General features: G+C 67.4%; 26 protein-coding genes and 1 tRNA gene. 15 read left to right on the plus strand and 12 right to left on the minus strand.

All coding sequences use genetic code 11. The features are described 5' to 3' along the window. Positions 1 to 575 precede the first annotated feature (575 nt). The 4 genes from erpA (at position 576) to ACIQCS_RS17660 (ending at position 2,649) form a co-directional block, all read left to right on the plus strand. Complete coding sequence (erpA, locus tag ACIQCS_RS17645) at positions 576 to 917, plus strand: iron-sulfur cluster insertion protein ErpA (protein WP_280279640.1); 342 nt, start codon at positions 576 to 578, stop codon at positions 915 to 917. Between the two features lie 13 nt (positions 918 to 930). After that, on the plus strand, positions 931 to 1,704 hold the full coding sequence (xth, locus tag ACIQCS_RS17650) for an exodeoxyribonuclease III (RefSeq protein WP_345847423.1): 774 nt from the start codon (positions 931 to 933) through the stop codon (positions 1,702 to 1,704). Between the two features lie 300 nt (positions 1,705 to 2,004). Beyond that, on the plus strand, positions 2,005 to 2,277 hold the full coding sequence (locus ACIQCS_RS17655; RefSeq protein WP_345847422.1) for a hypothetical protein: 273 nt from the start codon (positions 2,005 to 2,007) through the stop codon (positions 2,275 to 2,277). A gap of 93 nt (positions 2,278 to 2,370) precedes the next feature. Next, positions 2,371 to 2,649, plus strand: a complete 279-nt coding sequence (locus ACIQCS_RS17660; protein WP_345847421.1) for a hypothetical protein — start codon at positions 2,371 to 2,373, stop codon at positions 2,647 to 2,649. Positions 2,650 to 2,784: 135 nt separating this feature from the next. Here ACIQCS_RS17660 and ACIQCS_RS17665 read toward each other — a convergent pair whose 3' ends face one another. After that, positions 2,785 to 3,942, minus strand: a complete 1,158-nt coding sequence (locus ACIQCS_RS17665) for a GNAT family N-acetyltransferase (protein WP_345847420.1) — start codon at positions 3,940 to 3,942, stop codon at positions 2,785 to 2,787. 149 nt (positions 3,943 to 4,091) lie between these two features. Between ACIQCS_RS17665 and ACIQCS_RS17670 the strand changes: the two genes are divergently transcribed. After that, entirely contained in the window at positions 4,092 to 5,195 is a 1,104-nt protein-coding gene (locus ACIQCS_RS17670; protein WP_345847418.1) for a fatty acid desaturase, read from the plus strand. A gap of 129 nt (positions 5,196 to 5,324) precedes the next feature. Here the strand turns inward: ACIQCS_RS17670 and obgE are convergent, their stop codons facing one another. After that, positions 5,325 to 6,374, minus strand: a complete 1,050-nt coding sequence (gene obgE, locus ACIQCS_RS17675) for a GTPase ObgE (protein WP_345847416.1) — start codon at positions 6,372 to 6,374, stop codon at positions 5,325 to 5,327. Between the two features lie 101 nt (positions 6,375 to 6,475). Here obgE and ACIQCS_RS17680 point away from each other — a divergent pair, with 101 nt between their 5' ends. The 5 genes from ACIQCS_RS17680 (at position 6,476) to ACIQCS_RS17700 (ending at position 11,635) form a co-directional block, all read left to right on the plus strand. Continuing rightward, complete coding sequence (locus ACIQCS_RS17680; protein ID WP_345847414.1) at positions 6,476 to 7,123, plus strand: hypothetical protein; 648 nt, start codon at positions 6,476 to 6,478, stop codon at positions 7,121 to 7,123. 127 nt (positions 7,124 to 7,250) lie between these two features. Then, entirely contained in the window at positions 7,251 to 8,465 is a 1,215-nt protein-coding gene (lptF, locus tag ACIQCS_RS17685) for an LPS export ABC transporter permease LptF (protein WP_345847413.1), read from the plus strand. Further along, entirely contained in the window at positions 8,462 to 9,559 is a 1,098-nt protein-coding gene (lptG, locus tag ACIQCS_RS17690) for an LPS export ABC transporter permease LptG (RefSeq protein WP_345847412.1), read from the plus strand. The genes lptF and lptG overlap by 4 nt, the downstream gene beginning before the upstream one ends. 67 nt (positions 9,560 to 9,626) lie before the next feature. Beyond that, complete coding sequence (gene proB, locus ACIQCS_RS17695; RefSeq protein ID WP_345847410.1) at positions 9,627 to 10,733, plus strand: glutamate 5-kinase; 1,107 nt, start codon at positions 9,627 to 9,629, stop codon at positions 10,731 to 10,733. Beyond that, positions 10,730 to 11,635, plus strand: a complete 906-nt coding sequence (locus ACIQCS_RS17700) for an NAD(P)H-binding protein (RefSeq protein WP_345847408.1) — start codon at positions 10,730 to 10,732, stop codon at positions 11,633 to 11,635. Before proB ends, ACIQCS_RS17700 begins: the two co-directional genes overlap by 4 nt. A 120-nt stretch (positions 11,636 to 11,755) precedes the next feature. Here ACIQCS_RS17700 and ACIQCS_RS17705 read toward each other — a convergent pair whose 3' ends face one another. Next, complete coding sequence (locus tag ACIQCS_RS17705) at positions 11,756 to 12,244, minus strand: Lrp/AsnC family transcriptional regulator (protein ID WP_345847405.1); 489 nt, start codon at positions 12,242 to 12,244, stop codon at positions 11,756 to 11,758. Positions 12,245 to 12,333: 89 nt separating this feature from the next. On the opposite strand from ACIQCS_RS17705, the gene ACIQCS_RS17710 reads away from it, so the two are divergent. Beyond that, positions 12,334 to 13,284, plus strand: a complete 951-nt coding sequence (locus tag ACIQCS_RS17710) for a DMT family transporter (protein WP_345847403.1) — start codon at positions 12,334 to 12,336, stop codon at positions 13,282 to 13,284. A gap of 164 nt (positions 13,285 to 13,448) precedes the next feature. On the opposite strand, the gene ACIQCS_RS17715 is transcribed toward ACIQCS_RS17710, so the two are convergent. Continuing rightward, the gene (locus ACIQCS_RS17715; protein ID WP_345847401.1) at positions 13,449 to 15,077 is read right to left on the minus strand and encodes an NAD(P)/FAD-dependent oxidoreductase; all 1,629 of its coding nucleotides are present in this window, start codon (positions 15,075 to 15,077) and stop codon (positions 13,449 to 13,451) included. A 68-nt stretch (positions 15,078 to 15,145) separates the two neighbouring features. Further along, positions 15,146 to 16,240 (minus strand): prolyl oligopeptidase family serine peptidase, encoded by a 1,095-nt coding sequence (locus ACIQCS_RS17720; protein ID WP_345847399.1) that lies wholly within the window; start codon positions 16,238 to 16,240, stop codon positions 15,146 to 15,148. A 319-nt stretch (positions 16,241 to 16,559) separates the two neighbouring features. On the opposite strand from ACIQCS_RS17720, the gene ACIQCS_RS17725 reads away from it, so the two are divergent. From ACIQCS_RS17725 to ACIQCS_RS17735, 3 genes are all read left to right on the plus strand, one after another. Further along, positions 16,560 to 16,802, plus strand: a complete 243-nt coding sequence (locus ACIQCS_RS17725; RefSeq protein ID WP_086130408.1) for an acyl carrier protein — start codon at positions 16,560 to 16,562, stop codon at positions 16,800 to 16,802. Positions 16,803 to 16,881: 79 nt separating this feature from the next. Next, positions 16,882 to 18,072, plus strand: coding sequence for a serine palmitoyltransferase (gene spt / locus ACIQCS_RS17730; protein ID WP_401531441.1), 1,191 nt, complete (start codon positions 16,882 to 16,884; stop codon positions 18,070 to 18,072). A 45-nt stretch (positions 18,073 to 18,117) separates the two neighbouring features. Beyond that, on the plus strand, positions 18,118 to 20,079 hold the full coding sequence (locus ACIQCS_RS17735) for an ATP-binding protein (RefSeq protein WP_345847395.1): 1,962 nt from the start codon (positions 18,118 to 18,120) through the stop codon (positions 20,077 to 20,079). A gap of 129 nt (positions 20,080 to 20,208) precedes the next feature. On the opposite strand, the gene ACIQCS_RS17740 is transcribed toward ACIQCS_RS17735, so the two are convergent. The 6 genes from ACIQCS_RS17740 to hspQ form a co-directional block, all read right to left on the minus strand. Continuing rightward, a complete protein-coding gene (locus ACIQCS_RS17740) occupies positions 20,209 to 20,580 on the minus strand; it encodes a hypothetical protein (protein ID WP_345847393.1) in 372 nt (123 codons plus the stop codon). Next, entirely contained in the window at positions 20,577 to 21,185 is a 609-nt protein-coding gene (locus ACIQCS_RS17745) for a TetR family transcriptional regulator (protein ID WP_345847392.1), read from the minus strand. Before ACIQCS_RS17745 ends, ACIQCS_RS17740 begins: the two co-directional genes overlap by 4 nt. A 106-nt stretch (positions 21,186 to 21,291) precedes the next feature. Beyond that, positions 21,292 to 21,846, minus strand: coding sequence for a GNAT family N-acetyltransferase (locus tag ACIQCS_RS17750; protein WP_345847391.1), 555 nt, complete (start codon positions 21,844 to 21,846; stop codon positions 21,292 to 21,294). A 174-nt stretch (positions 21,847 to 22,020) separates the two neighbouring features. Further along, on the minus strand, positions 22,021 to 22,290 hold the full coding sequence (rpmA, locus tag ACIQCS_RS17755) for a 50S ribosomal protein L27 (RefSeq protein WP_086130412.1): 270 nt from the start codon (positions 22,288 to 22,290) through the stop codon (positions 22,021 to 22,023). Between the two features lie 23 nt (positions 22,291 to 22,313). Then, positions 22,314 to 22,691 carry a 50S ribosomal protein L21 gene (gene rplU / locus ACIQCS_RS17760; protein WP_125621985.1) on the minus strand — a complete coding sequence of 126 codons (378 nt, stop codon included), beginning with the start codon at positions 22,689 to 22,691 and terminating at the stop codon, positions 22,314 to 22,316. A 117-nt stretch (positions 22,692 to 22,808) separates the two neighbouring features. Next, the gene (gene hspQ / locus ACIQCS_RS17765) at positions 22,809 to 23,189 is read right to left on the minus strand and encodes a heat shock protein HspQ (RefSeq protein WP_280279619.1); all 381 of its coding nucleotides are present in this window, start codon (positions 23,187 to 23,189) and stop codon (positions 22,809 to 22,811) included. A 122-nt stretch (positions 23,190 to 23,311) separates the two neighbouring features. On the opposite strand from hspQ, the gene ACIQCS_RS17770 reads away from it, so the two are divergent. Continuing rightward, positions 23,312 to 23,401: transfer RNA gene (locus ACIQCS_RS17770), tRNA-Ser, on the plus strand. A 160-nt stretch (positions 23,402 to 23,561) separates the two neighbouring features. Here the strand turns inward: ACIQCS_RS17770 and ACIQCS_RS17775 are convergent. Then, positions 23,562 to 25,148 carry an EAL domain-containing protein gene (locus ACIQCS_RS17775; RefSeq protein WP_345847380.1) on the minus strand — a complete coding sequence of 529 codons (1,587 nt, stop codon included), beginning with the start codon at positions 25,146 to 25,148 and terminating at the stop codon, positions 23,562 to 23,564. Between the last annotated feature and the right edge of the window lie 36 nt (positions 25,149 to 25,184).

Raw genomic sequence — 25,184 nt, forward strand, 5'->3', positions numbered from 1 at the left:
CGACAGCCAAAACAGATGACGTGACATCCATCCCCTCCGCCAAACTCATCTACCACACATATTACGACAATAACTCAAACAGATATATAGGTTCTAAACCTAGGGTGAGGACTCATATTCCTGCACCCGCCATCCCCGCGCAGGCGGGGATCCAGGGCCAAGGGCAAGGACGGCGAGGCTCGCCTTGCCGTTTCCGGCAAGCCTGCGCGTGATCGCTTCGATCGTCCCTTACTACCCTGGATCCCCGCCTGCGCGGGGATGACGGGTGGAGTTTCAACGGCTTGTTTGGGTTCTCAACCTAGGGGCCAAACCCGATCAAGGCTTTGATTTATTTCGTCATCCCGCGCAGGCGGGGATCCAGGGCCACGGGCGGGGCGCGGGCAGTCGAGCCCTGCGCGCTCCGGAAGGGAGCTCGCCTGCTAGCATCGTTGTCCTGCGCTACCCTGGGTCCCCGCCTGCGCGAGGATGACGGGAGAGGGAATGCATATTCATCCGGGCCCGGCAGTGACGCCCGCCTGTCCGCCGGCGGGGCCTGGCGCATTGCCTCGGGGCGTCCGGGCCACTATCTCCACGCCATGGCTACGCTGACCCAGCCCGAAATCGGCCTGACTCCCGCCGCTGCCGCGCGTGTCGCGGCGATCGCGGCCAAGCAGGGCAAGCCCGCGATCCTGCGCCTCTCGGTGGAGGGCGGGGGTTGCTCGGGCTTCCAGTATAAATTCGGTTTCGCGGATGCCGTGGCGGGCGACGACGAGGTCGCCGAACTGGACGGGGTCCGGCTGGTCGTCGATTCGATCAGCCTGGATCTCGTGCGGGGCGCGCATGTCGATTTCGTCGACAATCTCGGCGGCGCGCACTTCACCGTGCAGAATCCCAACGCGGCGTCGGGCTGCGGCTGCGGCACCAGCTTCTCGGTCTGAGCGGAAGGCCCCCTTGCCCAAGATCGTCACCTATAATGTCAATGGCATCAAGGCGCGCATGGAGCGCCTGCTGGAGTATCTCGCCGAGCAGCAGCCGGACGTGGTCTGCCTCCAGGAGCTGAAGGGCGCCGACGAGACGTTGCCGGTCAGGGAGATCGAAGCGGCGGGCTATGGCGCCGTGTGGCATGGGCAGAAGGGGTTCAACGGCGTTGCGGTGCTGGCCAGGGGCCAGCAGCCCGTGGAGCGCCAGCGCGGGCTGGCCGGCGATCCCGAGGATGCGCATAGCCGCTATATCGAAGCCGAGATCGGCGATCTGATCGTCGCGTCCATCTATCTGCCCAATGGCAATCCGCAGCCCGGCCCCAAGTTCGACTACAAGCTGAAATGGATGGAGCGCCTTGCCGATCGCGCGCGGGCGTTGCTTGCCGAGGAGCGGCCGGTGGTGCTGGCCGGCGACTATAACGTCATCCCCAATGATGACGACACCTTCTCGGTTCGCGCCATGGCGAGCGATGCGCTGATGCAGCCCGAGAGCCGCGAACGCTATCGTGCGCTGCTGGCCCAGGGCTGGACCGATTCATTGCGCACCCGCTTTCCCGGCGGCGGCATCTGGACCTTCTGGGACTATCAGGCAGGCGCCTGGCAGCGCGATGCGGGCTTTCGCATCGATCATCTGCTGTTGAGCCCGATCGCGGCCGATCGATTCCTGGGTGCCGGCGTCGACAAGGAATATCGCGGCCGCGAAAAGGCCAGCGATCACGCGCCCTGCTGGGTCAGCCTCCGTTAGGGCCAGAACCCGATCAAGGCTTTGATTTCCTTCGTCAGCTGGATTTTCTTCGTTCGCTGATTGAGGCGTGACTCCGGACTGGCCGTTTCCGAACAAGGCCGGTGTCCGCTTCCGGACGGGCATCTCCGGTAAATCCCAAAATCTGGTGTGTATTGCTGTGTTATGGCACGTCATCACGCTGTCATAATATGCTAAGTCATTGAACTTGCGTAACTCTCAAACTTGGCACGCGGATTGCGAAGCATGGGGCACAGGCGGGAAGGAGCGCCTGTCATGTCTGCGAGTAGAGGAGTTGAGGATATGAACAGCAAGCCCATCCAGTCCGCCTTCCTGGCGATTGCCGCCACCGTTACTCTGGTCGCCGGTGCCGTATCGCCGGCGCTCGCCCGCGCCAATGATCCGGCCAAGGAGGCCAAGAAGGCCGACGACCAGTCGGACCAGGCGATGCAGAAGCGTTACTGCGTCCAGGGGCCGTCGACCGGCACGCTGATGCCCAAGCGCGAATGCCACACCCGTGCCGAGTGGATCGCCCGCACCGGCATCGATCCGATCAAGGAAGTCCAGAAGAACTGAGCAGACCGCTCCACCGCTTTCCGGCGGACGGGCGGCGCTCCGACTGCGCAGCGCCGTTTGCCGGCAAGCTCCCAAGCATCGAGGAATTCAGCAATGACTCGCAAGTCCATCTTCTCCGCCGCTGCCGTCATGCTGGCGGGCGCCGCCTTTGCGGCCGGCGCCGTCTCCCCCGCTGCCGCCGCCGGCAATGATCCGGCAAAGGCGAAGCAGGAACAGGAGCAGTCGCCGACCCGGGCGGCGAAGGCCGACACCCGCAAATATTGCATCGACACCGAGACGACCGGCTCGCGCATTCTCAAGCGCGATTGCCGCACCCGCAGCGAGTGGCTCGATTTCGGCGTCGATCCCCTTGAGGTGATGAAGCAACGTTGAGGCCCCGGGAGGGCGCCTGCGACGGATTAGTGCAACCGTGCCGTCGCGGCGCGACCTCCTCTGGCCGGTTACGACCGGCACCGGCCCGCTCCCCCGTACCCTCGGGAGCGGGCCGGCTTGCCGCCCGGGCCGTCCTCAGAGCGGCTTCTGGTAGATCGCGTATTCGCGGTTCACCCAGGAATCGATCGCATCGGCGATCGCGTTCATCCCCTGGTTGTCGTCCAGGATCCAGCCGATCTCGCCGCGGCTCGCCCCGTAATTGGCCACGGCCGCGCGGCGGATATATTCGATCATCATGAAGGCGAGCTGGCTCGCCATGCGGGAAGCCTGCAGCCGCTTCACCACGCCCATCAGCGGCACGCGCATCGTGCGCGCCTTGGGGCGCCGGAGCCATAGCAGCAGCTTGGCCCAGCCAAAGGGCAGGAGCGAGCCCTTGAGCGGCTTCAGCGCCTCGTTGAAGTCGGGCAGGGTGACCATGAACGCCACCGGCTCGCCGTCCAGTTCGGCGATCATGATGAGGTCCTCGAACACCAGCGGCTTCAGCTTCTTGCCGACATCGTCGATCTCGGGCTGGGTCAGCGGGATGAAGCCCCAATTGTCCGACCATGCATCGTTCAGGATCGCAAGGATGATCGCGGCTTCCTCGGCGAACTTCGCCTTGTTGACCTTGCGGATGCGGATCCGCGGGTTCTTCTCGCCATTCTCGACGATGCGGTTGACCAGCGGCGGGAAGCGCTTGCTCACGTCGAGCTCATAGGTGAGCAGCTTCTTGGCTTCGGTGTAGCCGGCCGCCTCGATCCAGCCCTGATATTTCGCCGGATGATGGCCCATCAGTACGGTGGGGGAGTGGTCGTGCCCCTTCACCAGCAGGCCGGGCTCCTCCCAGATCGACAGGCTGACCGGGCCGAGCGCCCGCGTCATGCCCTTGCCGCGCAGCCAGTCCTCGGCTGCGTTGATCAGCGCCTTGGCGGCATTCTGGTCCGCGGCCTCGAACATGCCCCAGAAGCCGGTGCCGGGGCCGAAGCCCTGCTCGGGCGGCATTTCGAGCGCCAGGAAATCGATATGGGCGGAGATGCGGCCGACCGGCTCGCCGTCGCGCTCGGCGAGGAAGAGCTGCGCCTCGGCATGGCTGAACCAGCCATTCTTCTTCGGGCTGATCGTCCCGGCCACCTCGTCGCGCAGCGGGGCGACCCAGTTCGGATCGTCGCCGTTCAGGCGATAGGCGATCTCGATGAACTGCTTGATGTCGCGCTTGGACGAGACGGGACGGATGCTGAGGGGGCCGCTGGGCAAGGGAAAAGCCCTTCTGTTGGTTTGATTCAGCGCAATGCAGTCCTTCGCCACGGGGCCAGTGTCAAGCGCGGCAATTGCGGCGGGCGGGGCGCGCCCTAACCGCTGGAATGCCACCATAAAGCCACTATCTGAGGCCAATGGCGGACATGATGACGAAATCGCTTGCCCTCAAGGTTCACGACGACGCGCCGGCGGCGGCGCCGGCCAGTGCGCGTATCAAGCTTTCCGGCGTGCCCGACGATCGCGCGATGCTGCGCGCCGCGGCCGAGCTCACGCGCGACCTCCATGCGCCCAATCCGCGCGTCTACTGGACCGACATGCTGCTCTCCGCGGGCATCGGCTATGCCGCGCTTGCCGCGACCATCCTTGCCCCCTCGGTGCTGCTGGCGGTGTTCGCCGGCGCGGTGGCGGTGCTCGCCCTTTATCGCGCCAGCCTGTTCATCCATGAGCTGACGCATGTGAAGCACGCGCTGCTCCCCAATTTCCGGCTCGGCTGGAACCTGCTGGTCGGCATCCCGATCCTGGTGCCGAGCTTCACCTATGAAGGCGTGCACAACCTTCACCACGCGCGCACCCGCTACGGCACGGTCGAGGATCCCGAATATCTGCCGCTTGCGCTGATGAAGCCCTGGACGCTGCCGGTGTTCCTGCTCGCCGCGGTGCTGATGCCGATCGCGATGCTGATCCGCTTCGCCGTGCTCGCGCCGCTTTCGGCGGTGTTCCCGAAGCTGCGCCGCGTCGTCGTCGCCAAATATTCGGGCCTCAAGATCAACCCGGCCTTCGAGCGCCGCGAGCCCGAGGGCGAGCTCAGGACCCAGTGGTTCTGGCAGGAGCTGGGCGCCAGCGTCTTCTCGATCGCGCTGCTGTCCCTGGTCGCGACGGGCGTGATCCCGCTGCGCGACTTCGGCATCTATCTCGCGGTGATCGCGGGCGTGGCGGTGATCAACCAGGTCCGCACGCTGGTGGCGCACCTCTGGGAGAATGACGGCGAGCCGCTCACCGTGACTGCCCAGTATCTGGACAGCGTCAACGTGCCGACGCCGGGCTTCTTCGCCTATCTCTGGGCGCCGATCGGCCTGCGCTATCACGCGCTGCACCATCTGCTGCCGAGCCTGCCCTATCACGCACTGAACGAGGCGCACCGCCGCCTGTCGGACGCGCTCGAGGAAGCCTCGGCCTATCACAAGGCCAATTACCCCACGCTGCGCGGACTGATGCACCGCCTTGCCGCCAGCACCATGGGCGCCCGCTGAACCGGCGGACGCGCTGAAACAAAAAGGCCGGGCAGCGATGCCCGGCCTTTTTGTTTGGATCGGTTGCCTCCAAGCCAATCCGTCATCCCGGCTCTAGCCGGGATGACGAGGGGTTGCCCGGTTAGCCCCTCAGATCGGCGACCATTCGATCGCTTCCTCGCCTTCGTCGTCGTCGCCCACCTTGCCATGGTCGGTGCCGATCTCCTCGAGCAGCTTGTCGAGCACCCAGTCGACGCCGACGCCACTTGCGCCAGAGATCGGGATCACCGCGCCGCCGCTCGCCTCTTCCAGCTCGGCGGAGAGCGCGGCGATCAACTCGTCGTCCAGCGTGTCGATCTTGTTGAGCGCCACCACCGCCGGCTTGTCGGCCAGGCCGGCGCCATAGGCTTCCAGCTCGCCACGCACCACGCGATAGCTCTCGGCCACATCTGGATCATTGGCGTCGATCAGGTGGAGCAGCACGCGGCAGCGCTCGATATGCCCCAGGAAGCGGTCGCCGATGCCGGCGCCTTCCGCCGCGCCTTCGATCAGGCCGGGAATGTCGGCGACGACGAACTCGCGCTCCTTGTGCCGCACCACGCCCAGCTGCGGGCGCGTGGTGGTGAAGGCATAGGCGCCCACCTTGGCCTGGGCGTTGGTCACCTGGTTGATGAAGGTCGACTTGCCGGCATTGGGCAGGCCGACCAGCCCTGCATCGGCGAGGAGCTTGAGGCGCAGCCACACCCAGGCTTCCTCGTTCGGCCAGCCGGTGCCGTGCTGGCGCGGCGCGCGGTTGGTCGAGGTCTTGTAGCTGGCATTGCCGCGCCCGCCATCGCCGCCGCGCAGGAAGATGACGCGCTGGCCTTCCTCCGTCAGGTCGAGCAGCAGCGTGCGCTCCTCGTCGTCGGCGAGCACCTGGGTGCCGATCGGTACCTTGACCACCAGATCGTCGCCGCCCGCGCCCGTGCGGTTCGAGCCCGAGCCGCCCTGGCCGCGCGGCGCCCGGAAATGCTGGGTGTAGCGGAAGTCGATGAGCGTGTTGAGCCCGGCGACGGCTTCGAAGACGATATCGCCGCCCTTGCCGCCATTGCCGCCATCGGGGCCGCCATATTCGATGAACTTCTCGCGCCGGAAGCTCACGGCGCCCGGGCCGCCCGAACCGGAGCGGACGAAGATCTTTGCCTGATCGAGGAAATGCATCGCTGCGCCATAGGCGAGTGTCGCAAATCCGTCACCCCATGGTGAGGGACTATTTACGGAAAGGCGGGACAATCCCCCGGGAGCATTTGGGGCACGGGGCAATGATTCGCACGGCGTTGATCGGATGCGCGCTGCTGGGCGGCGGCGGCTATTATGTGGTGTCGACCCACAATGATGAGATCGTGCGGACGGTGAACGCGACTCCGCACGACACCTGGCGCAGCTTCGACCTGACGCTCAACGGCGCGAAGGACAGCTGGGTCGGCTATGGTCCGGACAGTGCGACGCCCGGCAGGGGGATGAGCTGGCCCAAGGTGACCAGCATCGACTCGAAGGAGATCGACTATCGCGTGAGCCAGGATGGCGCCGAGGTCATTCACCTGACGCTGCGCTTCGCGCCGCTCGAGGGCGGCCGCAAGACTCGGCTGTCGTTCGATGCCGACTTCAAGGGAAAGGCCGCGCTGGCCCAGTATAACCCGGGGGTCCGCAAGGGACTCGAGCGCCTGATCGATGAATTCATCGTCCGGATCGAGAAGGGCAAGGTGATCGGTTCGGCCGAGCGGCTCCTTGATTTCGAGCGCGAGATGCGTGCCGGCCCGGGCTATGCCGAGGCGCAGCGCCACAACGAACAGGCGCGCCAGCACCGGGCACAGGCGGCCGCCGCGATGCCGATGGTCGATCCCGACCGGGAGCGCCTGGACCCCAAGGGTGCCGATGTCACGCCGCGGAATTCCGGCCTGCAGTATTGACGCGCAACTTTATTGACGCGCAACTTTCCTGCTGGCGCTGCCCGGAACCCGGAGTATAGGCTCTTGGTTCATTGAGGCGGCGCCGGACGCGCCGGCGAGAAGAAACCAAGGCAACCGTCGCGCGCAGATGAACTCGATCGATCGGTACATGGCGCGGCTGATCGCGGTGCCCCTGATCTCGACATTGCTCATATCGGCGATGCTGCTGGTGCTCGACCGCATGCTCCGCCTGTTCGAGTTCGTCGCGACCGAGGGCGGGCCGGTCAGCGTCGTCTGGCGGATGCTCGCCAATCTGCTTCCCGAATATCTGGGGCTCGGCATTCCGATCGGGCTGATGCTGGGCTGCCTGCTCGCCTTTCGCCGCCTCGCCACTTCGTCCGAGCTCGACGTGCTGCGCGCGGTGGGGATGAGCTATACGCGCCTGCTCAAGGTGCCTTTCATGTACGCGATCGCGCTGGCGGCGCTGAACCTGGCCATTGTCGGCTTCATCCAGCCCTGGTCGCGCTACAATTACGAGCAGCTGCGCTTCGAACTGCGCTCGGGCGCGCTGGGCGCTTCGATCAAGGTGGGCGAGTTCACCAGCTTCGGCGCGAAGATGACGATGCGCATCGAGGAGAGCAAGGACGAGGGCCGCCGGCTCTCGGGCATCTTCGTCCAGATGATGACCAAGGACGGCACGCCGGTGGCGGTCACCGCGCAGAGCGGCCAGTTCCTGCGCTCGGACGATCCGGACGTGATCATCTTCCGCCTGCAGAACGGCACGCTCGTCCATCACGACCGGAACTCGCCCGAGCCGCGGGTGCTGACCTTCACCACGCATAACCTGCCGATCCCGCTGCCCAAATACGAGCAGTTCCGGACCCGTGGCGGCAAGAATATCGAGCGGACCCTGCCCGAGCTCGCCGTGATCGGCCGCAATCCGCAGGCGAGTGACGAGGATCGCGAGGGCAGCCGCTCGGCCTTCCACTTCCGCCTGGCGGAAGTCGCTTCGATGTTCCTGCTGCCGTTCCTCGCCGTGGCGCTGGGCGTGCCGCCCAAGCGATCCACCTCGGCGCTGGGCGTGTTCCTCTCGATCGTGATGATCGTGACCTATCACAAGATCAACGAATATGGGCAGTCGATCGGCGAGCTCGGCCGGGTCGATCCGCTGATCGCGCTCTGGGGGCCGTTCATGCTGTTCGCGGGGCTGGTGATCTGGATGTACTATCAGATCGCCTATGTGCCGGGCGGCCAGCCGATCGGCGGACTCGAAAAGGCTTTCTCCAAGATGGTCAAGGCGATCACGCGCCGCTTGCCGGGCCGCCGCCGCCGGCTCCGCCGAGAGGAAGAAGCCGCGGCATGACCTGGGCCAATTTCTTCCCGTCGCGGACCATGTCGCTCTACATGGCGCGCATGTTCCTGACGCGCACCTTCGCCATTCTCGGCGCGCTGGTGCTCATCCTCCAGTCGCTCGACCTGCTGACGGAAAGCGGCGCGATCCTGGCATATGCCGGCAATGGCGATGCGGAGATCTGGCGGTACGTCAGCCTGCGCGTGCCGCAGATCGCCTCGACCTTCCTGCCTTATTCGGTGCTGCTGGGCTCGATCCTGACGCTGTCCCAGCTCAATCAGAACAGCGAAGTGATCGCGATGAAGGCCTCGGGCCTGTCGGCGCACCAGGTGCTCGCGCCGCTGCTGCTCACCGGGATCGCCGTGGCGGCCATTTCCTTCACCTTCAACGATCGCATCGTATCGCGCGCCACCGCGACGCTCGAACAGTGGAAGAAGGTGTCCTATGCGCCGCTGCCCATCGATCGCGGCGATCGCGCCAATGTGTGGGTTAAGGGCGACAACAACCTGATCCAGGTGCAGCAGGTCCGCGGGCGCGGCGATGCGGCGCAGCTCTACGGCGTCACTGTATATGAGCGGCAGAACCGCTCGCTGATCAGCATCCTCACCGCGCCGCACGCGGTGCGCGCCGGCGATGCCTGGCGGGTCGACAATGCCGAGCGCTTCATCGTCGCCACCGGCCAGAAGACCAAGGTCGGCAGCCTGGTGATCGGCCACAACATCCGGCCGGATCAGTTCACCCTCGCGCATGTCGATGCCGATTCCCTGGCGTTCGGCGCGCTCTACCAGGCGATCGGCGACCTCAAGGTGGCCGGCCGCCAGACCGAGGCACTCGAAGGCGCGCTGTGGCACAAGCTGGCGGGGCCGCTCTCGGCGATCCTGATGCCGTTGCTGGGCGCCGTCTCGGCTTTCGGCATCGCGCGCTCGGGCAAGCTGTTCGTCCGGGCAGTGATCGGCATGGCGCTCGGCTTCCTTTATTTCGTCGCCGACAATTTCGCGCTCGCGATGGGCAATCTCGGTGCCTATCCGCCCTTCCTGGCGGCGTGGGCGCCGTTCCTGCTGTTCCTGATGATCGGCGAGGCGGTGCTGCTCCGGACCGAGGAATAGCCGCGCGACGGCGCGCCCAAGCGTTCCTGTCTGGCTAGGCGGGGCGGGGAGCCATATAGCGGCGGCCATGTCGCTGTTCCCGCCCGCTTCCTGCCCGCGCATCGTCGTCAAGATCGGCTCGGCCCTGCTCGTCGACCCGGACGGCGGCGTGCGCCGTGCCTGGCTGGAGGGCATCGCCACCGACATCGCGGCGCGTGCCGGCGCGGGGCAGCAGGTCGCGGTGGTTTCTTCCGGCGCGATCGCGCTGGGGGCGCGGCGCCTCAAGCTCGCCAGGGGCGGCCGGGCCAGCCTCGAGGATGCGCAGGCCGCCGCCGCCACCGGCCAGATCGAGCTGAGCCGCGTCTGGGCCGATGTGCTCGCCGTCAATGGGCTTGTCGCGGCGCAGATGCTGGTCACGCTGGGCGATCTCGAGGACCGTCGCCGCTATCTCAATGCGGCCGCCACGCTCGATCGCCTGCTCGGCCTGGGCGTCGTCCCCGTGCTCAACGAGAATGACAGCGTCGCCACCGAAGAGATTCGCTTTGGCGACAATGATCGGCTCGCCGCGCGCGTGGCGCAGGCCGCGGGGGCGGGCGGGGTGGTGCTGCTTTCCGACGTCGACGGGCTCTACGACCGCAACCCGGCGCTGCCCGGCGCGGTGCACATCCCCCGGGTCGAGCGGATCGACGGCGCGGTCGAGGGCATGGCCGACAGCGGTTCCGCGTCCGGCATGGGCTCGGGCGGCATGGTCTCGAAGATCGCGGCGGCGCGCATCGCCAATGCCGCCGGTGCCCATCTCGCGATCGCCTCGGGCCGGATCGAGCGGCCGCTGGGGTCGGAGGCGAAGCACACGCTGTTCGTGGCGGAGAAGACGGCCCCGGCGCGCAAGGCCTGGCTGGCCGGCGGCATTACCGCGCGCGGCACCATCCATGTCGATGCCGGCGCGGCCAGGGCATTGGGGCAGGGCCGCAGCCTGCTCGCCGCGGGTGCCACCCGGATCGACGGCGATTTCACGCGCGGCGACCTGGTCGTGATCGCCGGGCCGGACGGCAGGCCGCTCGCGCGCGGCCTGGCCGAATATCCCAGCGAGGACGCCGCCCGCATCCTCGGCCGCCGCAACGAGGAGCAGGCCGAGCTGCTCGGTTACGCCCCGCGCTCGACACTGGTGCACCGGAGCCATATGGCGCTGCTGTGACCACCATTGCCCTCACCGGCGGCACCGGCTTTGTCGGCACCCGCCTGATCGCCCTCGCGCTCGAAGCCGGCCACCAGGTCCGCGCCCTCACGCGCCGTCCACAGGCCGAGCATGCGCACATCGCCTGGATCCAGGGCGACCTGGGCAATGCGCCGGCGCTCGCCGAACTGTGCGAAGGCGCCGATGTCGTCATCCATGTCGCCGGCGTGGTCAATGCGCCCGACCGCGCGGGCTTCGCCGCGGGCAACATCGACGGCGTGCGCAACATGCTGGCGGCCGCCGAGGCGAAGGGCGTGCGCCGCTTCGTCCATGTCTCCTCGCTCGCCGCGCGCGAGCCGGAGCTTTCCACCTATGGCTGGTCCAAGGCCGAGGGGGATCGGCTGGTCATGGCCTCGGGCCTCGACTGGACCATTGTCCGCCCGCCCGCCATCTACGGCCCCGGCGACCTCGAGATGCTCGAGCTGTTCAAGCTGGCCAGCAAGGGGCTGGCGCTGATGCCGCGCGGCGGGCGCATCTCGCTGCTCGAAGTGAGCGACCTCGGCCGCCTCCTCCTCGCGCTTGCCGCCACCGATGGCTGCAACCAGATCCTCGATGCGGACGACGGCACCGAGCTTGGCTGGAGCCACAAGCAATTTGCCCAGGCGATCGGCGCGGCGCTCGGCAAGCGCGTCGCTTCCTTCGCGCTCCCGCGCCCGCTGCTCCTGGTCGGCGCGCATCTCGATCGGCTGGTGCGCGGCGGGAATGCCAAGCTCACGCCGGACCGCGTCGCCTATTTCTGCCACCAGGATTGGGTGATCGATCCCGCGCGGCGCCCGCCGGCCAATCTGTGGACGCCGCAGGTGGAGACCGCCGCCGGCCTCGCCGCGACCGCCGCCTGGTATCGCGGGCAGGGGCTGCTCTAGGCGAGGCGCCGCCTGGGGTTACGCTCAATCCGCAAACCGCGTCCTCCCCGCGCAGGCGGGAATGACGAAGAGGGTCGCGGAGATAGTGAAAGAAATCAGATACTTGCCTGGGTTCTCAAGCTAGGGAATGACGATGCTCGTATCGGTCTTTACCCGGTCGAGCGCGATCAGCGAGCGATAGCTGGCGATGCAGTCGTTCTCGGAGAACAGCCGTCGGGTCAGCGCCGAATAGGCGCGCATGTCCGACGTGACGATCACCAGCATGAAGCTCACCCCGCCGGTGACGTAATAGCATTGCTGCACCTCGGGCGTGGCGAGGAACAGCTGCCGGGCCCGCTCGACGGTGGGCATGCGCTCGTCGACCAGCTGCACCTCGACGATGGAGGTGATGGTGAGCGGCACGGCATCGGGATCGACGATCGCCACGTTGCGCGCGATCACGCCGGCCGCCTCCATCGCGGCGATCCGCCGCTGCACTGCCGCCGCGGAGAGGTTCACCGCCTCGGCGATCCGCCGCTGCGGCAGCTTGTTGTCCGCCTGCACGATTCGCAGGATCGCCCGATCGAAGCTGTCGAGTATCCGCGCGGATTTGCCCTGTTCGCTGGCCATGGTGCGAGTTTTTGTTGCATTCCGCCGGCCAATCAAGAGCGCACTGCCCGCCGGTGCGATGATATTCCTCGCCACGAAGGGAAACGAACATGTCGGGCGAACGCGGATCGATGGTGCTGGGCGTGCTGTGCGGCGCGGCCGCCGGCGCGTTCTGGGGACTGGTGTTCCTCGCGCCCGAGCTTGCGCGCGCCTTCGGGCCGCTCGAGCTGACCATTGGGCGCTATCTTGCCTATGGCCTGATCTCCGCCGCGCTGATCGCCCCGCGCTGGCCGGGGCTTGCCGGGCAGCTTGGGGCAGGGGAGTGGCGCGCGCTGGCCCTGCTCGCGCTGGCCGGCAACACTTTCTACTATCTGCTGCTCGCCAGCGCCGTGCAGCTTGGCGGCGCCGCGATCACTGCCCTGGTGATCGGCTTCCTCCCCGTCGTCGTCACCATTATGGGGAGTCGTGCCCGGGACGCCGTGCCGCTCGCCCGGCTCGCGCCGTCGCTGCTGCTCTGCGCGGGCGGCGCGGTCTGCATCGGCTGGCAGGCGGTGTTCCTGCCTTCCGCCCTTCCCGTCGCCGCGCAGCTCGCCGGACTGGCCTGCGCGATCGGCGCGCTGGCGTCCTGGAGTGCCTATGCCGTGGGCAACAACCATATGCTCGCCCGGGTGCAGGCGATCTCGTCGCACGACTGGAGCCTGTTGATCGGCATCGTTACCGGCGCCCAGAGCCTGGCGCTGGTCCCGCTGGCGCTGCTGCTCGGCGTGCGGAGCCATGGGGCGGGGGATTGGGCGCTGTTCGCCGCAGTCTCGGCCGGAGTGGCGATCTTCGCCTCGATCGTGGGCAATGCGCTGTGGAACAAGATGAGCCGCCTGCTGCCGCTCACCCTGGCCGGGCAGATGATCACCTTCGAGACGCTGTTCGCTCTGCTCTATGCCTTTGCCTGGGAGCATCGCGGCCCGACGCTGCCCGAGATGCTGGCCTTTGTGCTGGTGGTGGCGAGCGTGATCTCCTGCCTGGCCGCGCATCGGCGGCCCCCGGCGCAGCCGGTGCCTGCTTAGGGTCATGATTCAGCCGGCAAACCCCGTCATCCCGGCGCAAGGCCGGGATGACGAAAGAGGAATATGAGTCCTCAACCTGGGGTCAAAACCCGATCAGGGCTTTGATTTATCTCGCCATTCCCACGCAGGCGGGGATGACGGGGTTTGCTGATCGAGTCGTGACCCTAAGCGGGCATCCCTGTCATGCTGCGCGCCACGGCCTCGGCGGTCTTGATCCCGTCGATCGCCGCCGAGAGGATGCCGCCCGCATAGCCCGCGCCTTCGCCCGCGGGGAACAGCTGCGCCACGTTCAGGCTCTGGTGATCCTTGCCGCGCGTGATCCGCACCGGCGAGGAGGTGCGCGTTTCCACTCCGGTCATCACCGCGTCGGGATGATCGTAATGGGCGATCTGGCGGCCGAACACCGGCAGCGCCTCGCGGAACGCCTCGATCGCGAAGCCGGGCAGGCATTCGGACAGATCGGTCATCTTCACGCCCGGCTTGTAGGAGGGGATGACCTCGCCCAGCGCGGTGGAAGCCCGGCCGGCGAGCAGGTCGCCCACGCGCTGCCCCGGCGCGTGATAGTTGGAGCCCCCGGCGATATAGGCCAGGTCTTCCCAATGCCGCTGCAGCGCGATCCCCGCCAGCGGCCCGTCCGGATAGTCGCGCGCGGGATCGATCGCCACGACCAGCCCGGAGTTCGCGTTGAACTCCGCGCGCGAATATTGGCTCATCCCGTTGGTGACGACGCGGCCTTCCTCGCTGGTCGCCGCGACCACGCGCCCGCCCGGGCACATGCAGAAGCTGTAGACACTGCGCCCGTTCGCGCAGTGATGGACCAGGCTGTACGCCGCCGCGCCCAGGTCCGGATGCCCGGCGCACTTGCCGAAGCGCGCGCGGTCGATCCAGCTCTGCGGATGCTCGATCCGCACGCCGATCGCGAAGGGCTTGGCCTCGACATGCACGCCGCGCCGGTGGAGCATCTCGAAGGTCGACCGGGCGCTGTGCCCCACCGCGAGCACGACATGATCGGCCTCGAGAAAGCTGCCGTCATGCAGGTGCAGCCCGCGCATCCGCTGGTTCCCGTCCGGCATGCGCTCGAGCTCGAGATCGTCGACTCGCGTCTCCCAGCGATATTCGCCGCCCAGCGCCTCGATCGCCGCCCGCATGCTCTCGACCATGGTGACGAGGCGGAAGGTGCCGATATGCGGATGCGCTTCCCACAATATGTCGTCGGGCGCGCCGGCCTTGACGAACTCCTCCAGCACCTTGCGGCCCAGGAAGCGCGGGTCCTTCACCCGGCAATAGAGCTTGCCGTCGGAAAAGGTGCCGGCGCCGCCTTCGCCGAACTGCACATTGCTGTCCGGGTTCAGTTCGGCGCGGCGCCACAGGCCCCAGGTATCCTTGGTGCGCTGGCGCACCACCTTGCCGCGATCGAGGATGATGGGCCGGAAGCCCATCTGCGCCAGGATCAGCCCGGCGAACAGGCCGCACGGTCCCGCGCCGATCACCACGGGGCGCAGGCCGCGCCAGCCGCTCGGCGCCGTCACCGGGAAGCGGTATGCCATGTCCGGGGTGGGGCGCAGGTCCTTGTCGTCCGGGAAGCGCGCGAGCACCGCCGCTTCGTCGGCCAGCTCGACATCGACGGTATAGACCAGCTGGATCGCATTGCGTCGGCGGGCGTCGTTGCCGCGGCGATAGAGGCTGTGGCGCTTGAGCTCGGCGGGCTCGATGCCCAGCCGCCTGGCGATCGCCTCGGGCAGGGCCTCGGGTGCATGGTCGAGCGGCAGATACAGTCCGGACAGGCGAAGCATCCCGGGCCTCTAGCGGGGAATGCGGCGCGCCTCAAATCCCCGCCGTCGATCGCTGCCGGGCAGACCGGTCAGAGCCGCGTCTTCAGCCAGGCATAGGCCTGCTCGCGCACGCCGGGCGGGAAATCGTGATGGCCGCCGGCCTCGTCGAAATATATCGCCTCGAGCGACTTGCCCGATCCCCGGGCGCGGGCATGGGCGACCATGTCCTCGGTCTCCGCGACATGGCGCAGGCTGGCCTCGCGCCACGCATCCTTGGTGCCCCATTCCCAGCGCCCGCGGGTGAGCAGCACATTGCGCGGCGCGACCATGGCCAGATAGTCGGCTGTCCGGCCCAGTGTCGCCAGGCCGGGCAGCGCGATCGAGGCGGAGCGCCGCTTGATCGCGTCCTCGCGGTAGAAGTTGAGCATCTCGAACAGCCCGCAGGACGAGATGCCGGCCTTGGCGCGCTTGTCGCGGGCCATCCAATGAACCATCGCCAAGCCGCCCGCCGAATGGCCGATCCCGCCGATCCGTGCCGGATCGACATAGGGCAGGCTGGCGAGCAGGTCGGTCGCCACCATGGCGTCGAAGACTTCCTTGCCGATCGAATTGCGGCCGCGCAGCAGCAGCTGGCCGACGCGGTGATCGTACAGCTTGCCGTCCCGTGCATTGTCGGCCGGCGCGGCGGGATCGACGCCGCGGCGGCGCTCGGCATGGTAGAAGCGGTCCGGGCAGAGCACGACATGGCCGCGACGGAACAGGTCGAGCCCGTAGAACAGGTTCGCATCCCCGGCGAGACCCACCGGCTCCGCCTTGCCGATAGTATATTGCGGTCCGTCCTGGTGGAAGGCGAGGATCGCCGGCAGCCGCGCCCCGGCGCGATGCGCGGGCACCAGCAGATAGGCGCGCACCCGGTCCTCGGGCTCGCCGAGCGGTGGATAGGCGGCTTCGGCGAGATACTCGATCTTCAGCCGCTGCCCGCCTTCGATCCCGGCGGTCTCGAGCACGGTGAATTGGGGCTTGGGGCGTGGCGGCATCGGGCCGAACAGTCCGATCAGCGCGGTATCGCGGGGTTTCGACGCCCGGGCCTCGGCCCGGGCGGGCCGGGTCAGCACGGCGGGCGCGAGTGCGGCGGCGACGCCGGCGGACAGCGCGGAACGGCGCGACAGCGTGTGATCCCTCATGATCCCCTCTTCAGGCTACATTTGTAGCGTGATCGCCTGTGTTGGTGGTTTAGTCAAGTGGCACGCCTCGCCAGCTCCGGCGGAGTACGGCCGCCCCGGCGATGCCGTCTTGCAATGTCGGATATCGTCTGTTTCCCTGCGCCGATGGATGCCGCCCGCCTCTCCCCGCCATCGCCGAGGCCCGGGCGGCTTCACGGGGCGGGGAATCGGGGCTCCGTAGCGTATGTTTCGTAAACTTCCGCGTCGCCCGCGCCCTGCCAGCGGCCCGTTTCCGCCGCAATCGCTTGGCACTGCCTGTCGATACCACTAGAGGGACCCCATGACCGACCGCGCCACCGTCTTCGAGACCGTCACAGCCCAGATCGAGCCCTTCAACAAGAAGGGCGTCGCCCTCACCGATGCCACCACCTTCGCCGGTGATCTCGAATGGGACAGCCTCACCGTGATGGATTTCGTCGCCGCGATCGAGGACGAGTTCGACATCATCATCACGATGAACATGCAGGCCGAGATCGAGAATGTCGGCCAGCTGGTCGACGCGGTGCAGAAGCTCAAGGGCTGACCGACACGTGACCGACAGCCTGAACACCGCCGACGCGCTCTCCGCCAGCCCGGCCGAAGTCGCGCCAGAACGCGATCTGATGTCGAAGTTCGACGGCCTGATCGCCGAGCGCCAGGCGCTGCTCGACAGCGGCGTCACCGATCCCTTCGCGATCGTGATGGAGCAGGTGAAGTCGCCCACCGAGGCGGTGATCAAGGGCAAGGACACGATCCTGCTCGGCACTTATAATTACATGGGCATGACCTTCGACCCGGACGTGATCCAGGCCGGCAAGGACGCGCTCGACAAGTTCGGCTCCGGCACCAACGGCAGCCGCATGCTCAACGGCACCTTCCGCGATCACATGGAAGTCGAGCAGGCGCTGCGCGAATTCTACGGCGTCTCGGGCGCGATCGTCTTCTCGACCGGCTATATGGCCAATCTCGGCATGATCTCCACGCTGGTGGGGAAGGGCGAGTATGTCATCCTCGACGCCGACAGCCACGCGTCGATCTATGACGGCTGCAAGCAGGGCAATGCCGAGATCGTCCGCTTCCGCCACAATGATGTGGAGGATCTCGACAAGCGCCTGGGCCGCCTGCCCAGGGAGGCCGGCAAGCTGGTGGTGCTCGAGGGCGTCTATTCGATGCTCGGCGACATCGCGCCGCTGAAGGAAATGGTCGCCGTCGCCAAGAAGCATGGCTGCATGGTCCTGTCGGACGAGGCGCATTCGATGGGCTTTTTCGGCCCCAACGGGCGCGGCGTCTATGAGGACCAGGGGCTCGAGGGCCAGGTCGATTTCGTCGTCGGCACCTTCTCCAAGTCGGTCGGCACCGTCGGCGGCTTCTGCATCTCGGACCATCCCAAGTTCGAGGCGATCCGCCTGGCCTGCCGCCCCTATATCTTCACTGCTTCGCTGCCGCCCTCGGTGGTGGCGACCGCGGCAATGTCGATCCGCAAGCTGATGCACGCCCACAACAAGCGCGCGCATCTGTGGGAAAATGCCCGCGCGCTGCATGGCGGCCTGAAGGCGATGGGCTTCCGGCTCGGCACCGAGGCGCCGGACAGCGCGATCATCGCAGTGATCCTGGAGGATCAGGAACAGGCGGTGATGATGTGGCAGGCGCTGCTCGACGGCGGCGTCTACGTCAACATGGCCCGTCCGCCCGCGACTCCGGCCGGCACCTATCTGCTGCGCTGCTCGCTGTGCGCCGAGCATTCGGCCGAGCAGATCGAGCGCGTGCTGGGCCTGTTCCGGGCTGCGGGCCAGGCAGTGGGCGTCATCGGCTGAGGGCGCTTTTCAGCGCCTGTCGGCTCGACTAAAATCGAGCCCGTAATGAGTGAGATCAACAACGCCCTGGAGCGTGCTGTCCGGGCGACGAACTGGCGGTTCATGCTGCTCGGCGCGCTCGCGCTGCTCGGTATCGCCGTGCTTGCGGCGGTGGCGGTCATCCAGCAGCGCACCGATGCGGAGCGCGATCGGGCGATCGCGCGCCAGCAGCACACGTTCGACGTGATTATGCGCGCGAACCAGCTTTCCGGCGCGATCGCCGGGGCAGAGGCTGCGCTCGGCCGCTATGTCGTCAGCGCGGATCGCAAGCTCGGCCAGCAATATGGCGCGCAATGGGACCGGGCGACCGAGCAGCTCACTCGGCTCCAGCAGCTCACCGCCGACAGCGGCGATCAGCGCGCGCGGATGATTCGCCTGAAGCGGGCATTCGACGCGCGCGGGAAGGAACTGGCCACCACTGCCCTCTATTCGGCCTATAAGCGGCACAGCGATGCCTGGGGCAGCTATTATCAGGTCCGCTCGAGCCCCGCGCGCAGCGAACTGGAGCAAGTGCTCAACGAAGTGGTCGATTCGGAGCGAGTCACGCTCCACGGCCGCAGCAAGGCGGCCGCGGACCTGCTCGCCAATTCGGGCTTCGCCTCGCGGCTGCTCACCGGCTTCGGCATCCTGATCGTGCTTGGCGCGGTGTTGCTGGGCTGGATGGCGATCGAGGCACAGGGCGAGCGCGCGGTCGCCGACGCCATGGCCGATGCCGAGCGCGAGCGCGCTGCCGAGCTGCAGGAGGCGGTGGCCGAGGCCACCGAGCAGCTGCGCACCGAGGCGAGCGAGCGCGAGGCCGCGCAGGAGCAGCTTCGCCAGGCGCAGAAGATGGAGGCGGTCGGCCAGCTCACCGGTGGGATCGCGCACGACTTCAACAACATGCTCGCCGTGGTGCTCGGCGGGCTGGAGCTTGCCAAGCGCCATCTCCACACCGGCGGGCCCGATGCGCAGAAACATATCGAGAATGCGATGGAAGGCGCGAATCGCGCCGCCGCGCTTACCCGCCGGCTGCTCGCCTTCTCGCGGGCGGAGCCGCTGCTGCCCGAAGCGGTGGAGGCGGGGGCGCTGATCGACGGCATGACGGAGCTGCTCGATCGCACCCTGGGCGACGGCATCGCGGTGGAGACGGACGATGCGGGCATGGGCTGGCGGATCTGGGTGGATCGCCACCAGCTCGAGAATGCGCTGCTCAATCTCGCCGTCAATGCGCGCGATGCGATGGAGGGGCAGGGGACGCTGAGCTTCATCACCGGCGGCATCACCCTCACCGAGAACGAAGTCGGCGAGTGCGCCGCGGGCGATTATGTCACGATCGAAGTGGGCGACACCGGCATGGGGATGACGCCCGAGGTGCTGGAGCGCGTGTTCGAGCCCTTCTTCACCACCAAGCCGGTGGGCAAGGGCACGGGACTGGGGCTCAGCCAGATCTTCGGCTTCGTTCGCCAGTCGGGGGGCGAGATCGGCATCGACACGGCGCCGGGCAAGGGCACCCAGGTGATGCTGTACCTGCCGCGCCATGTCGGGGAAGGAGCGGCTCCCGCAGCGGCCCCCATCGCCGAGGATGCTTCGGATAGTGGCGGGCGGGCGCTCGACATCCTGGTGGTGGAGGATGATCCGCGCGTGCTCGCCGCGACGCTGGGCGCGCTGGGAGAGCTTGGCCATCGTGCGACCGGCTGCGACGATCCGCTGGCGGTGCCCGCGGCGATCGCGGCCTTGCCGTCGCTCGATCTGATCGTGTCCGACGTGCTGATGCCCGGCCGGACCGGCCCCGAGATGATCGCCGCGCTGGGCGATCGGATCGAAGGAGTCGCGGTGCTGTTCGTCACCGGCTTTGCCGGCGAGGCGGATGCGGCGATCTTCAAGGGGCGCACCGTGCTGCGCAAGCCGTTCACCATCGCCGGCCTTGCCGCTGCGGTGATCGAGGCGATGGGGCAGGAAGCGCGCCGCGGCGGAGCAAGGACCGGCTAGGTCGGGGCCTCTGGTTCTTCCTTCGTCACCCCGGCCTTGCGCCGGGGTCCCGCTATTTCGCCGGTGCAAGAAGAAGCGGGATCCCGGCGCAAGGCCGGGATGACGGGCTTTGCTGATTGAGTCGTGACCCTAGTTGGACGGAATGGCCCTGGGCGGGCTCGCCAGTGGCGGGGCGGGGCGATAGCTCACCACGCACCAGTCCGGCGCGCAATTTGCGGCGGCCTCGATGATCGCGGCATAGCGCTCGACCGCCGCGCAATCGGTGTCGGCCGCATAGAGGATGATCGGCCGGTGCGGCGTCTCGCGGCCGGCGCCGCTGGCGAAATCCTCGAGCGCGGTGTCGCTGGCGCGGATGAAGCCCCATAGCGCCTCGCCGCCATTGTCGCGCACGCCATAGGCATCGGCGCTCTTCCTGGGCAGTTTCGTGCCCCATTGCGCCGAGAGATTGCAGGTCTTGTCCGGTAGGGCGAGCACGGTCAATGCCAGCGAGAACAGGATCATTGCGGCTTCTCCATGTCGCCATGATGCTCGGCCATGGTACGCGAGAGCTGGGCGACCGCCATCTGGCGGGCCTTGTCGCGCGGCAGGCCCAGCGCGCGCGCCATCGGGGCGCCGAGCAGCGCATCGCCAACCGCCATGAGGACCAGCTGGAGCGTCTCCTCGCGCAGCGAATGGGCCTTGTCGTCATGCCCTTCGGCAAGCTCGTCCATCAGTCCGTGGATGGCTTCCAGGATCGGGTCCAGCGCGTCCTGATTGCCGGTCAGGATCATCCAGCTGGCGAGCGCGCCGGCGCCGCCCTTGTCGAATGCGTCGAAGGTGAGGTTCACCACTTCGTGATCGTCATGGTCGCCGGCGCGCGCGCGCATCACGGCGGCGCTGATCTTGCTGGTGACGCCACCGGCGATATTGGCGGCGAGCGCCTTTTGCAGCCCGGCGGCCGAGCCGAAATGGTGCAGCAGATTGGCATGGGTGCGCCCGATCCGTGCGGCGACCGCCTTCAGCGTCACGGCCTGCGGTCCCGCCTCCAGCAGCAGCGCGCGCGCCGCCTCCAGCGCGGCGTCGCGGGATTCTTCGGGAGAAAGGCGTTTGCGTGGTGCGGCGGTCATCTTGTGCTGTGTCGTCCCCAGAAACCCCCGGCTTAGGCCATGATTTCCAAGGGGGAAAGCACAGACATCAAGCGATCCTCCCCGGGGCGGGCCCGGGGAGGATCGATCATGCCGCCATTCGATCGTCCGCGTCGCCGCCGCAATCGCCCTCGGAAAGGTCGATTTCGTACCGGGCACTTGCCACGTCGCAGCCGCGGCCGCGCGAATACATGGTGACGAGCTGGCTCGTCGGACGGAAACCCAGCTTGCGCAGCACCCGGCCCGAGGCGGGATTGTCGATGAAATGGCCCGCGGTGATGCGGCGGACGCCGCGCGCCCGCGCCGCCTGCAGCACGGCGCGCCCGGCCTCGGTCGCGAAACCATGGCCCCAGGCGTCCGGGGTCAGCCAATAGCCGAGCTCGTTGGGCTCGTCCTTCCACGCGCCCACCGCCATGCCGCCGATCAGGCGCGTCGCGCCGCCCCGATGCTCGAACACCAGGAACTTGGGTTCGGCCGGGTTGCCGAAACCGGCGAGAAACGTTTCGGCCGCCTCGATCGGATAGGGCCAGGGCGGCAAGGCGAGGTTGCGCACCACGCTCTCATGCCCGATCGCCTGGGCCAGGGCGGTGGCATCCTCGGGCCAGCCCGGCCGTAATGTCAGTCTTTGCGTTCGCACGAACATGACCATCTCCTTGGTCCTGCGACGCCCCACGCCACGCTAGTGTGACGAGGTTGTTGCGCCGTGGTGTCAGGGAGGAAATAAAAAAGGGAGCCGGGGCGACCCGTCTCCCTTTTCAGCTGGTTCGTTCGTCGAACCCGGGTCGTCCTGGTGGACAACCCGGTCGGTTGCCCGATGTTACTCGGCAGCCTCCGCAATCATGTCTACCGAACAGAACTTGCGGCCAAGCTTGCCTTCCTTGAACGACACGCGGCCGTCCACGAGCGCGAAAAGGGTATGGTCCTTGCCCATGCCCACGTTCACGCCCGGATAGAATTTGGTGCCGCGCTGGCGCACGAGGATGTTGCCCGCAACCGCGAGCTCGCCACCGAACTTCTTCACGCCGAGACGACGGCCGGCCGAATCACGACCGTTACGCGAAGAGCCGCCTGCCTTCTTATGTGCCATGGTCTATACTCCTCGTATTCTGCTTACGCTTCCGCGGCCGGGGTCTCGCCCTCGGCAGCAGCGGCCTTCTTCGCCTTCGGCGCGGCCTTCTTCTTCTCTTCCTGCGCACCGATGGCGGTGATCTTCAGGATGGTGTGGTTCTGGCGATGGCCGTTCTTGCGGCGATAGTTGTGCCGGCGGCGCTTCTTGAAGACGATGACCTTCTCGCCCTTCGCCTGCGCGATGATCTCGGCCGAGACGGTGAGGCCCTCGGTGGACTTCAGCTCGCCACCTTCGCCGGCGAGCAGCACGTCGCCCAGCGTGACCGTCGAACCGGCCTCGCCGTCGAGCTTCTCGACCACGATCTTGTCTCCCGCGGCAACGCGATACTGCTTGCCGCCCGTGCGCACGATAGCGAACATCGGTCTCTTCTCTGGTTCAAATGCTTGTGCCCGCCAAGGTTGCACCCCGGCAGGAGGAAGGGCGCAGCTAAGGTAGGCTCGATCAGAAGTCAACCGGTAACTACCCGAAACGGGCAGTTAATGCCGGTGCGTGCGCTTCAAGGTGTAGCGTCCGGCCGCATAGCCGTCGAAAAGCCCGTTGATCGCCGGATGATCGACCGGCTCCTCGCTATCATCGGCCACCAGATTCTGCTGGCTGACATAGGCGACATAGCTCGATTCGTCGTTCTCGGCGAGCAGATGGTAGAAGGGCTGGTCCTTGCGCGGGCGCACGTCCTCGGGAATCGCCTCATACCATTCGTCGCTGTTGGCGAAGACGGGGTCGACGTCGAAGATCACGCCGCGGAACTCGAACTGCCGGTGCCGCACCACCTCGCCGATGGCGAAGCGGGCGGTGGCGACCGGCGGCATCGGAATTCCGGGTTCATAGGGAATCGGGGCACCGGGTGTCTGAGTCATGCCTTTAATCTAATATCTCTGCGCGCAGGTACAAGGATGCGCTTGCAGTATCCGAAACGCTGCGCTAGGGGCCCCCGCTCACAGCGACCGACGTGGAATGCTTCCACGCACAATCGCCTCGCGGAGAGGTGGCAGAGTGGTCGAATGCGCCGCACTCGAAATGCGGTTTACGGGAGACCGTAACGAGGGTTCGAATCCCTCCCTCTCCGCCAGTTCTTGTTTCAGGGCCTCGCCTCGGCTCGGACGGCCGTTCGGCCTTGCGAACCCCGACGGGTTCGAACTGTCTCCGCTACGCTCCGCCATACTTCGCAACCGTTCCGGTTCCGGGGAAGCCCCCGAAGGCCGAGGCGCGATCCCACCGGATCGAAGCGCTCATCCCTGTGGCGTGCTTCCCGTGGCCCGGTGCTCGTCGAACAATGCCGCCGCGGCCGCCGCGTCCAGGGGCGGGCCGAGCAGGTCGCCCTGACCCTGTTCGCATCCGGTGCCCAGCAGCGCGCCTTCCTGGTCGCTCGCTTCGATGCCTTCCGCCGCAATGGTGAGCCCCAGGCCGTGGCCGAGGCCGACCAGGGCCTGCACGATCCCGGCGCTTTCGCGCTCGCGCGTCATCGCCTGCACGAAGCTGCGGTCGATCTTCACCTTGTCCAGGCGGAAGCTGCGCAGGTGATAGAGGCTCGAATAGCCGGTGCCGAAATTGTCGAGCGCGATGCGAACGCCCGACGCCCTGAGGTTGCCGAGCACCGAGCGCGCATTGTCCAGGTCGGCGACGAACGCGCTTTCGGTCACGTCGACCTCGAGGCGGGCGGGCGCGATGCCCGCCTCGCCCAGGATGCGCATGATTCGGGCGCCAAGGAGATTGTCCCTCAGCTGGCTGGCATGGATGTCGACCGAAAGCGTTATGCCGGCGGGCCAGGAGCGCGCGGCGGCACAGGCCAGGCGGAGCACGCGTTCGCCCAGCGCATGGATGAGGCCGACTTCGTCGGCGATGGCCAGGAACCGCTCGATCGGGATCTCGCCATGCTCGGGGTCGATCCAGCGCGGCGCCGCCTCGAACCCGACGACCCCGCGCGTGCGGAGGTCGAAGGTCGGCCGGTAGACGATATCGATCCGCTCCTCGTCGAGCGCCCGGCGCAGCGCCGCCTCCATCGCGGCGCGCTCGCGGATGCGCACGTCCATCTGCGGCTCGAAGAAGCGGAGCGCTGAACGCCGCTCGGCCTTGGCGCGGTAGAGCGCGACATCGGCCTTGCGGATCGCTTCCTCGATGCTCGTGGCGTCGACCGGGAGCAGCGCGATCCCGATGCCGGCGCCGACGCGGTGCGTGGCGCCCGCCGCGTGGACCGGGGCGTCGAGCGCATCGATCACGCGCAGCGCGATGGTGGTCGCGACCTCGGGATCGGCGAGATGGGTGGCCAGGATCGCGAATTCGTCCCCCCCGAAGCGTGCGACCAGGTCGCCATCGCGAATCGCGCCAAGCAGGCGCTGGGCGACGACGATCAGCAGCTCGTCGCCGGCCGCATGTCCGTGGACGTCGTTGATGGCCTTGAAGCCGTTGAGGTCGAGCAGGAGCACGGCGTGCGAAGCGCCGGCCCGCGGCGGGGCGCCCAGCGCCGCAGCAAGCGCATCGTCGAACCGGCGCCGGTTGGGCAGGCCGGTCAGCACGTCCTGATAGGCGAGCTTGCGGACTTCCCCCTCCGCGGAGAGGCGGCGGGCCATCTCGCGTTTCTGGCGCAGATACTGGCGCGCGCCGAAGAGCAGCAGGCCCAGCGCCAGCACCACGCCCAGCAGCAGCGCCTCGTCGAGTTCGATCTCGGCCTTGTGGACGGTGAGGCCGTCTTCGTTCTCGAACAGATCGAAGGCGAACGCGCAATACGCGAGCGCCGCTACCGCCGCCAGCACCAGCCCCAGGTCGCGAATGGCGAAACGGTGGCGAATGATGAAACTCCGGATCGCGGGCCAATCCATGCGAAACCTCTCGGCGAGGATATATCAGCCATTGCT

Origin of the sequence: Sphingomonas sp. NPDC092440 (assembly GCF_044754985.1) — a bacterium.
Taxonomy (GTDB): Bacteria; Pseudomonadota; Alphaproteobacteria; order Sphingomonadales; family Sphingomonadaceae; genus Sphingomonas.

Excerpts from the sequence above, each read along its gene's own strand:
- erpA (WP_280279640.1), top strand. The coding sequence starts at position 576 with ATGGCTACGCTGACCCAGCCCGAAATCGGCCTGACTCCCGCCGCTGCC.
- ACIQCS_RS17660 (WP_345847421.1), top strand. The coding sequence starts at position 2,371 with ATGACTCGCAAGTCCATCTTCTCCGCCGCTGCCGTCATGCTGGCGGGC.
- rpmA (WP_086130412.1), bottom strand. The coding sequence starts at position 22,290 with ATGGCACATAAGAAGGCAGGCGGCTCTTCGCGTAACGGTCGTGATTCG.
- ACIQCS_RS17775 (WP_345847380.1), bottom strand. The coding sequence starts at position 25,148 with ATGGATTGGCCCGCGATCCGGAGTTTCATCATTCGCCACCGTTTCGCC.
- ACIQCS_RS17750 (WP_345847391.1), bottom strand. The coding sequence starts at position 21,846 with ATGTTCGTGCGAACGCAAAGACTGACATTACGGCCGGGCTGGCCCGAG.
- obgE (WP_345847416.1), bottom strand. The coding sequence starts at position 6,374 with ATGCATTTCCTCGATCAGGCAAAGATCTTCGTCCGCTCCGGTTCGGGC.
- lptF (WP_345847413.1), top strand. The coding sequence starts at position 7,251 with ATGAACTCGATCGATCGGTACATGGCGCGGCTGATCGCGGTGCCCCTG.
- proB (WP_345847410.1), top strand. The coding sequence starts at position 9,627 with ATGTCGCTGTTCCCGCCCGCTTCCTGCCCGCGCATCGTCGTCAAGATC.
- ACIQCS_RS17655 (WP_345847422.1), top strand. The coding sequence starts at position 2,005 with ATGAACAGCAAGCCCATCCAGTCCGCCTTCCTGGCGATTGCCGCCACC.
- lptG (WP_345847412.1), top strand. The coding sequence starts at position 8,462 with ATGACCTGGGCCAATTTCTTCCCGTCGCGGACCATGTCGCTCTACATG.
- ACIQCS_RS17670 (WP_345847418.1), top strand. The coding sequence starts at position 4,092 with ATGACGAAATCGCTTGCCCTCAAGGTTCACGACGACGCGCCGGCGGCG.
- ACIQCS_RS17720 (WP_345847399.1), bottom strand. The coding sequence starts at position 16,240 with ATGAGGGATCACACGCTGTCGCGCCGTTCCGCGCTGTCCGCCGGCGTC.
- ACIQCS_RS17740 (WP_345847393.1), bottom strand. The coding sequence starts at position 20,580 with ATGATCCTGTTCTCGCTGGCATTGACCGTGCTCGCCCTACCGGACAAG.
- ACIQCS_RS17725 (WP_086130408.1), top strand. The coding sequence starts at position 16,560 with ATGACCGACCGCGCCACCGTCTTCGAGACCGTCACAGCCCAGATCGAG.
- ACIQCS_RS17745 (WP_345847392.1), bottom strand. The coding sequence starts at position 21,185 with ATGACCGCCGCACCACGCAAACGCCTTTCTCCCGAAGAATCCCGCGAC.
- rplU (WP_125621985.1), bottom strand. The coding sequence starts at position 22,691 with ATGTTCGCTATCGTGCGCACGGGCGGCAAGCAGTATCGCGTTGCCGCG.
- ACIQCS_RS17710 (WP_345847403.1), top strand. The coding sequence starts at position 12,334 with ATGTCGGGCGAACGCGGATCGATGGTGCTGGGCGTGCTGTGCGGCGCG.
- ACIQCS_RS17715 (WP_345847401.1), bottom strand. The coding sequence starts at position 15,077 with ATGCTTCGCCTGTCCGGACTGTATCTGCCGCTCGACCATGCACCCGAG.
- ACIQCS_RS17680 (WP_345847414.1), top strand. The coding sequence starts at position 6,476 with ATGATTCGCACGGCGTTGATCGGATGCGCGCTGCTGGGCGGCGGCGGC.
- hspQ (WP_280279619.1), bottom strand. The coding sequence starts at position 23,189 with ATGACTCAGACACCCGGTGCCCCGATTCCCTATGAACCCGGAATTCCG.
- spt (WP_401531441.1), top strand. The coding sequence starts at position 16,882 with ATGTCGAAGTTCGACGGCCTGATCGCCGAGCGCCAGGCGCTGCTCGAC.
- ACIQCS_RS17735 (WP_345847395.1), top strand. The coding sequence starts at position 18,118 with ATGAGTGAGATCAACAACGCCCTGGAGCGTGCTGTCCGGGCGACGAAC.
- ACIQCS_RS17705 (WP_345847405.1), bottom strand. The coding sequence starts at position 12,244 with ATGGCCAGCGAACAGGGCAAATCCGCGCGGATACTCGACAGCTTCGAT.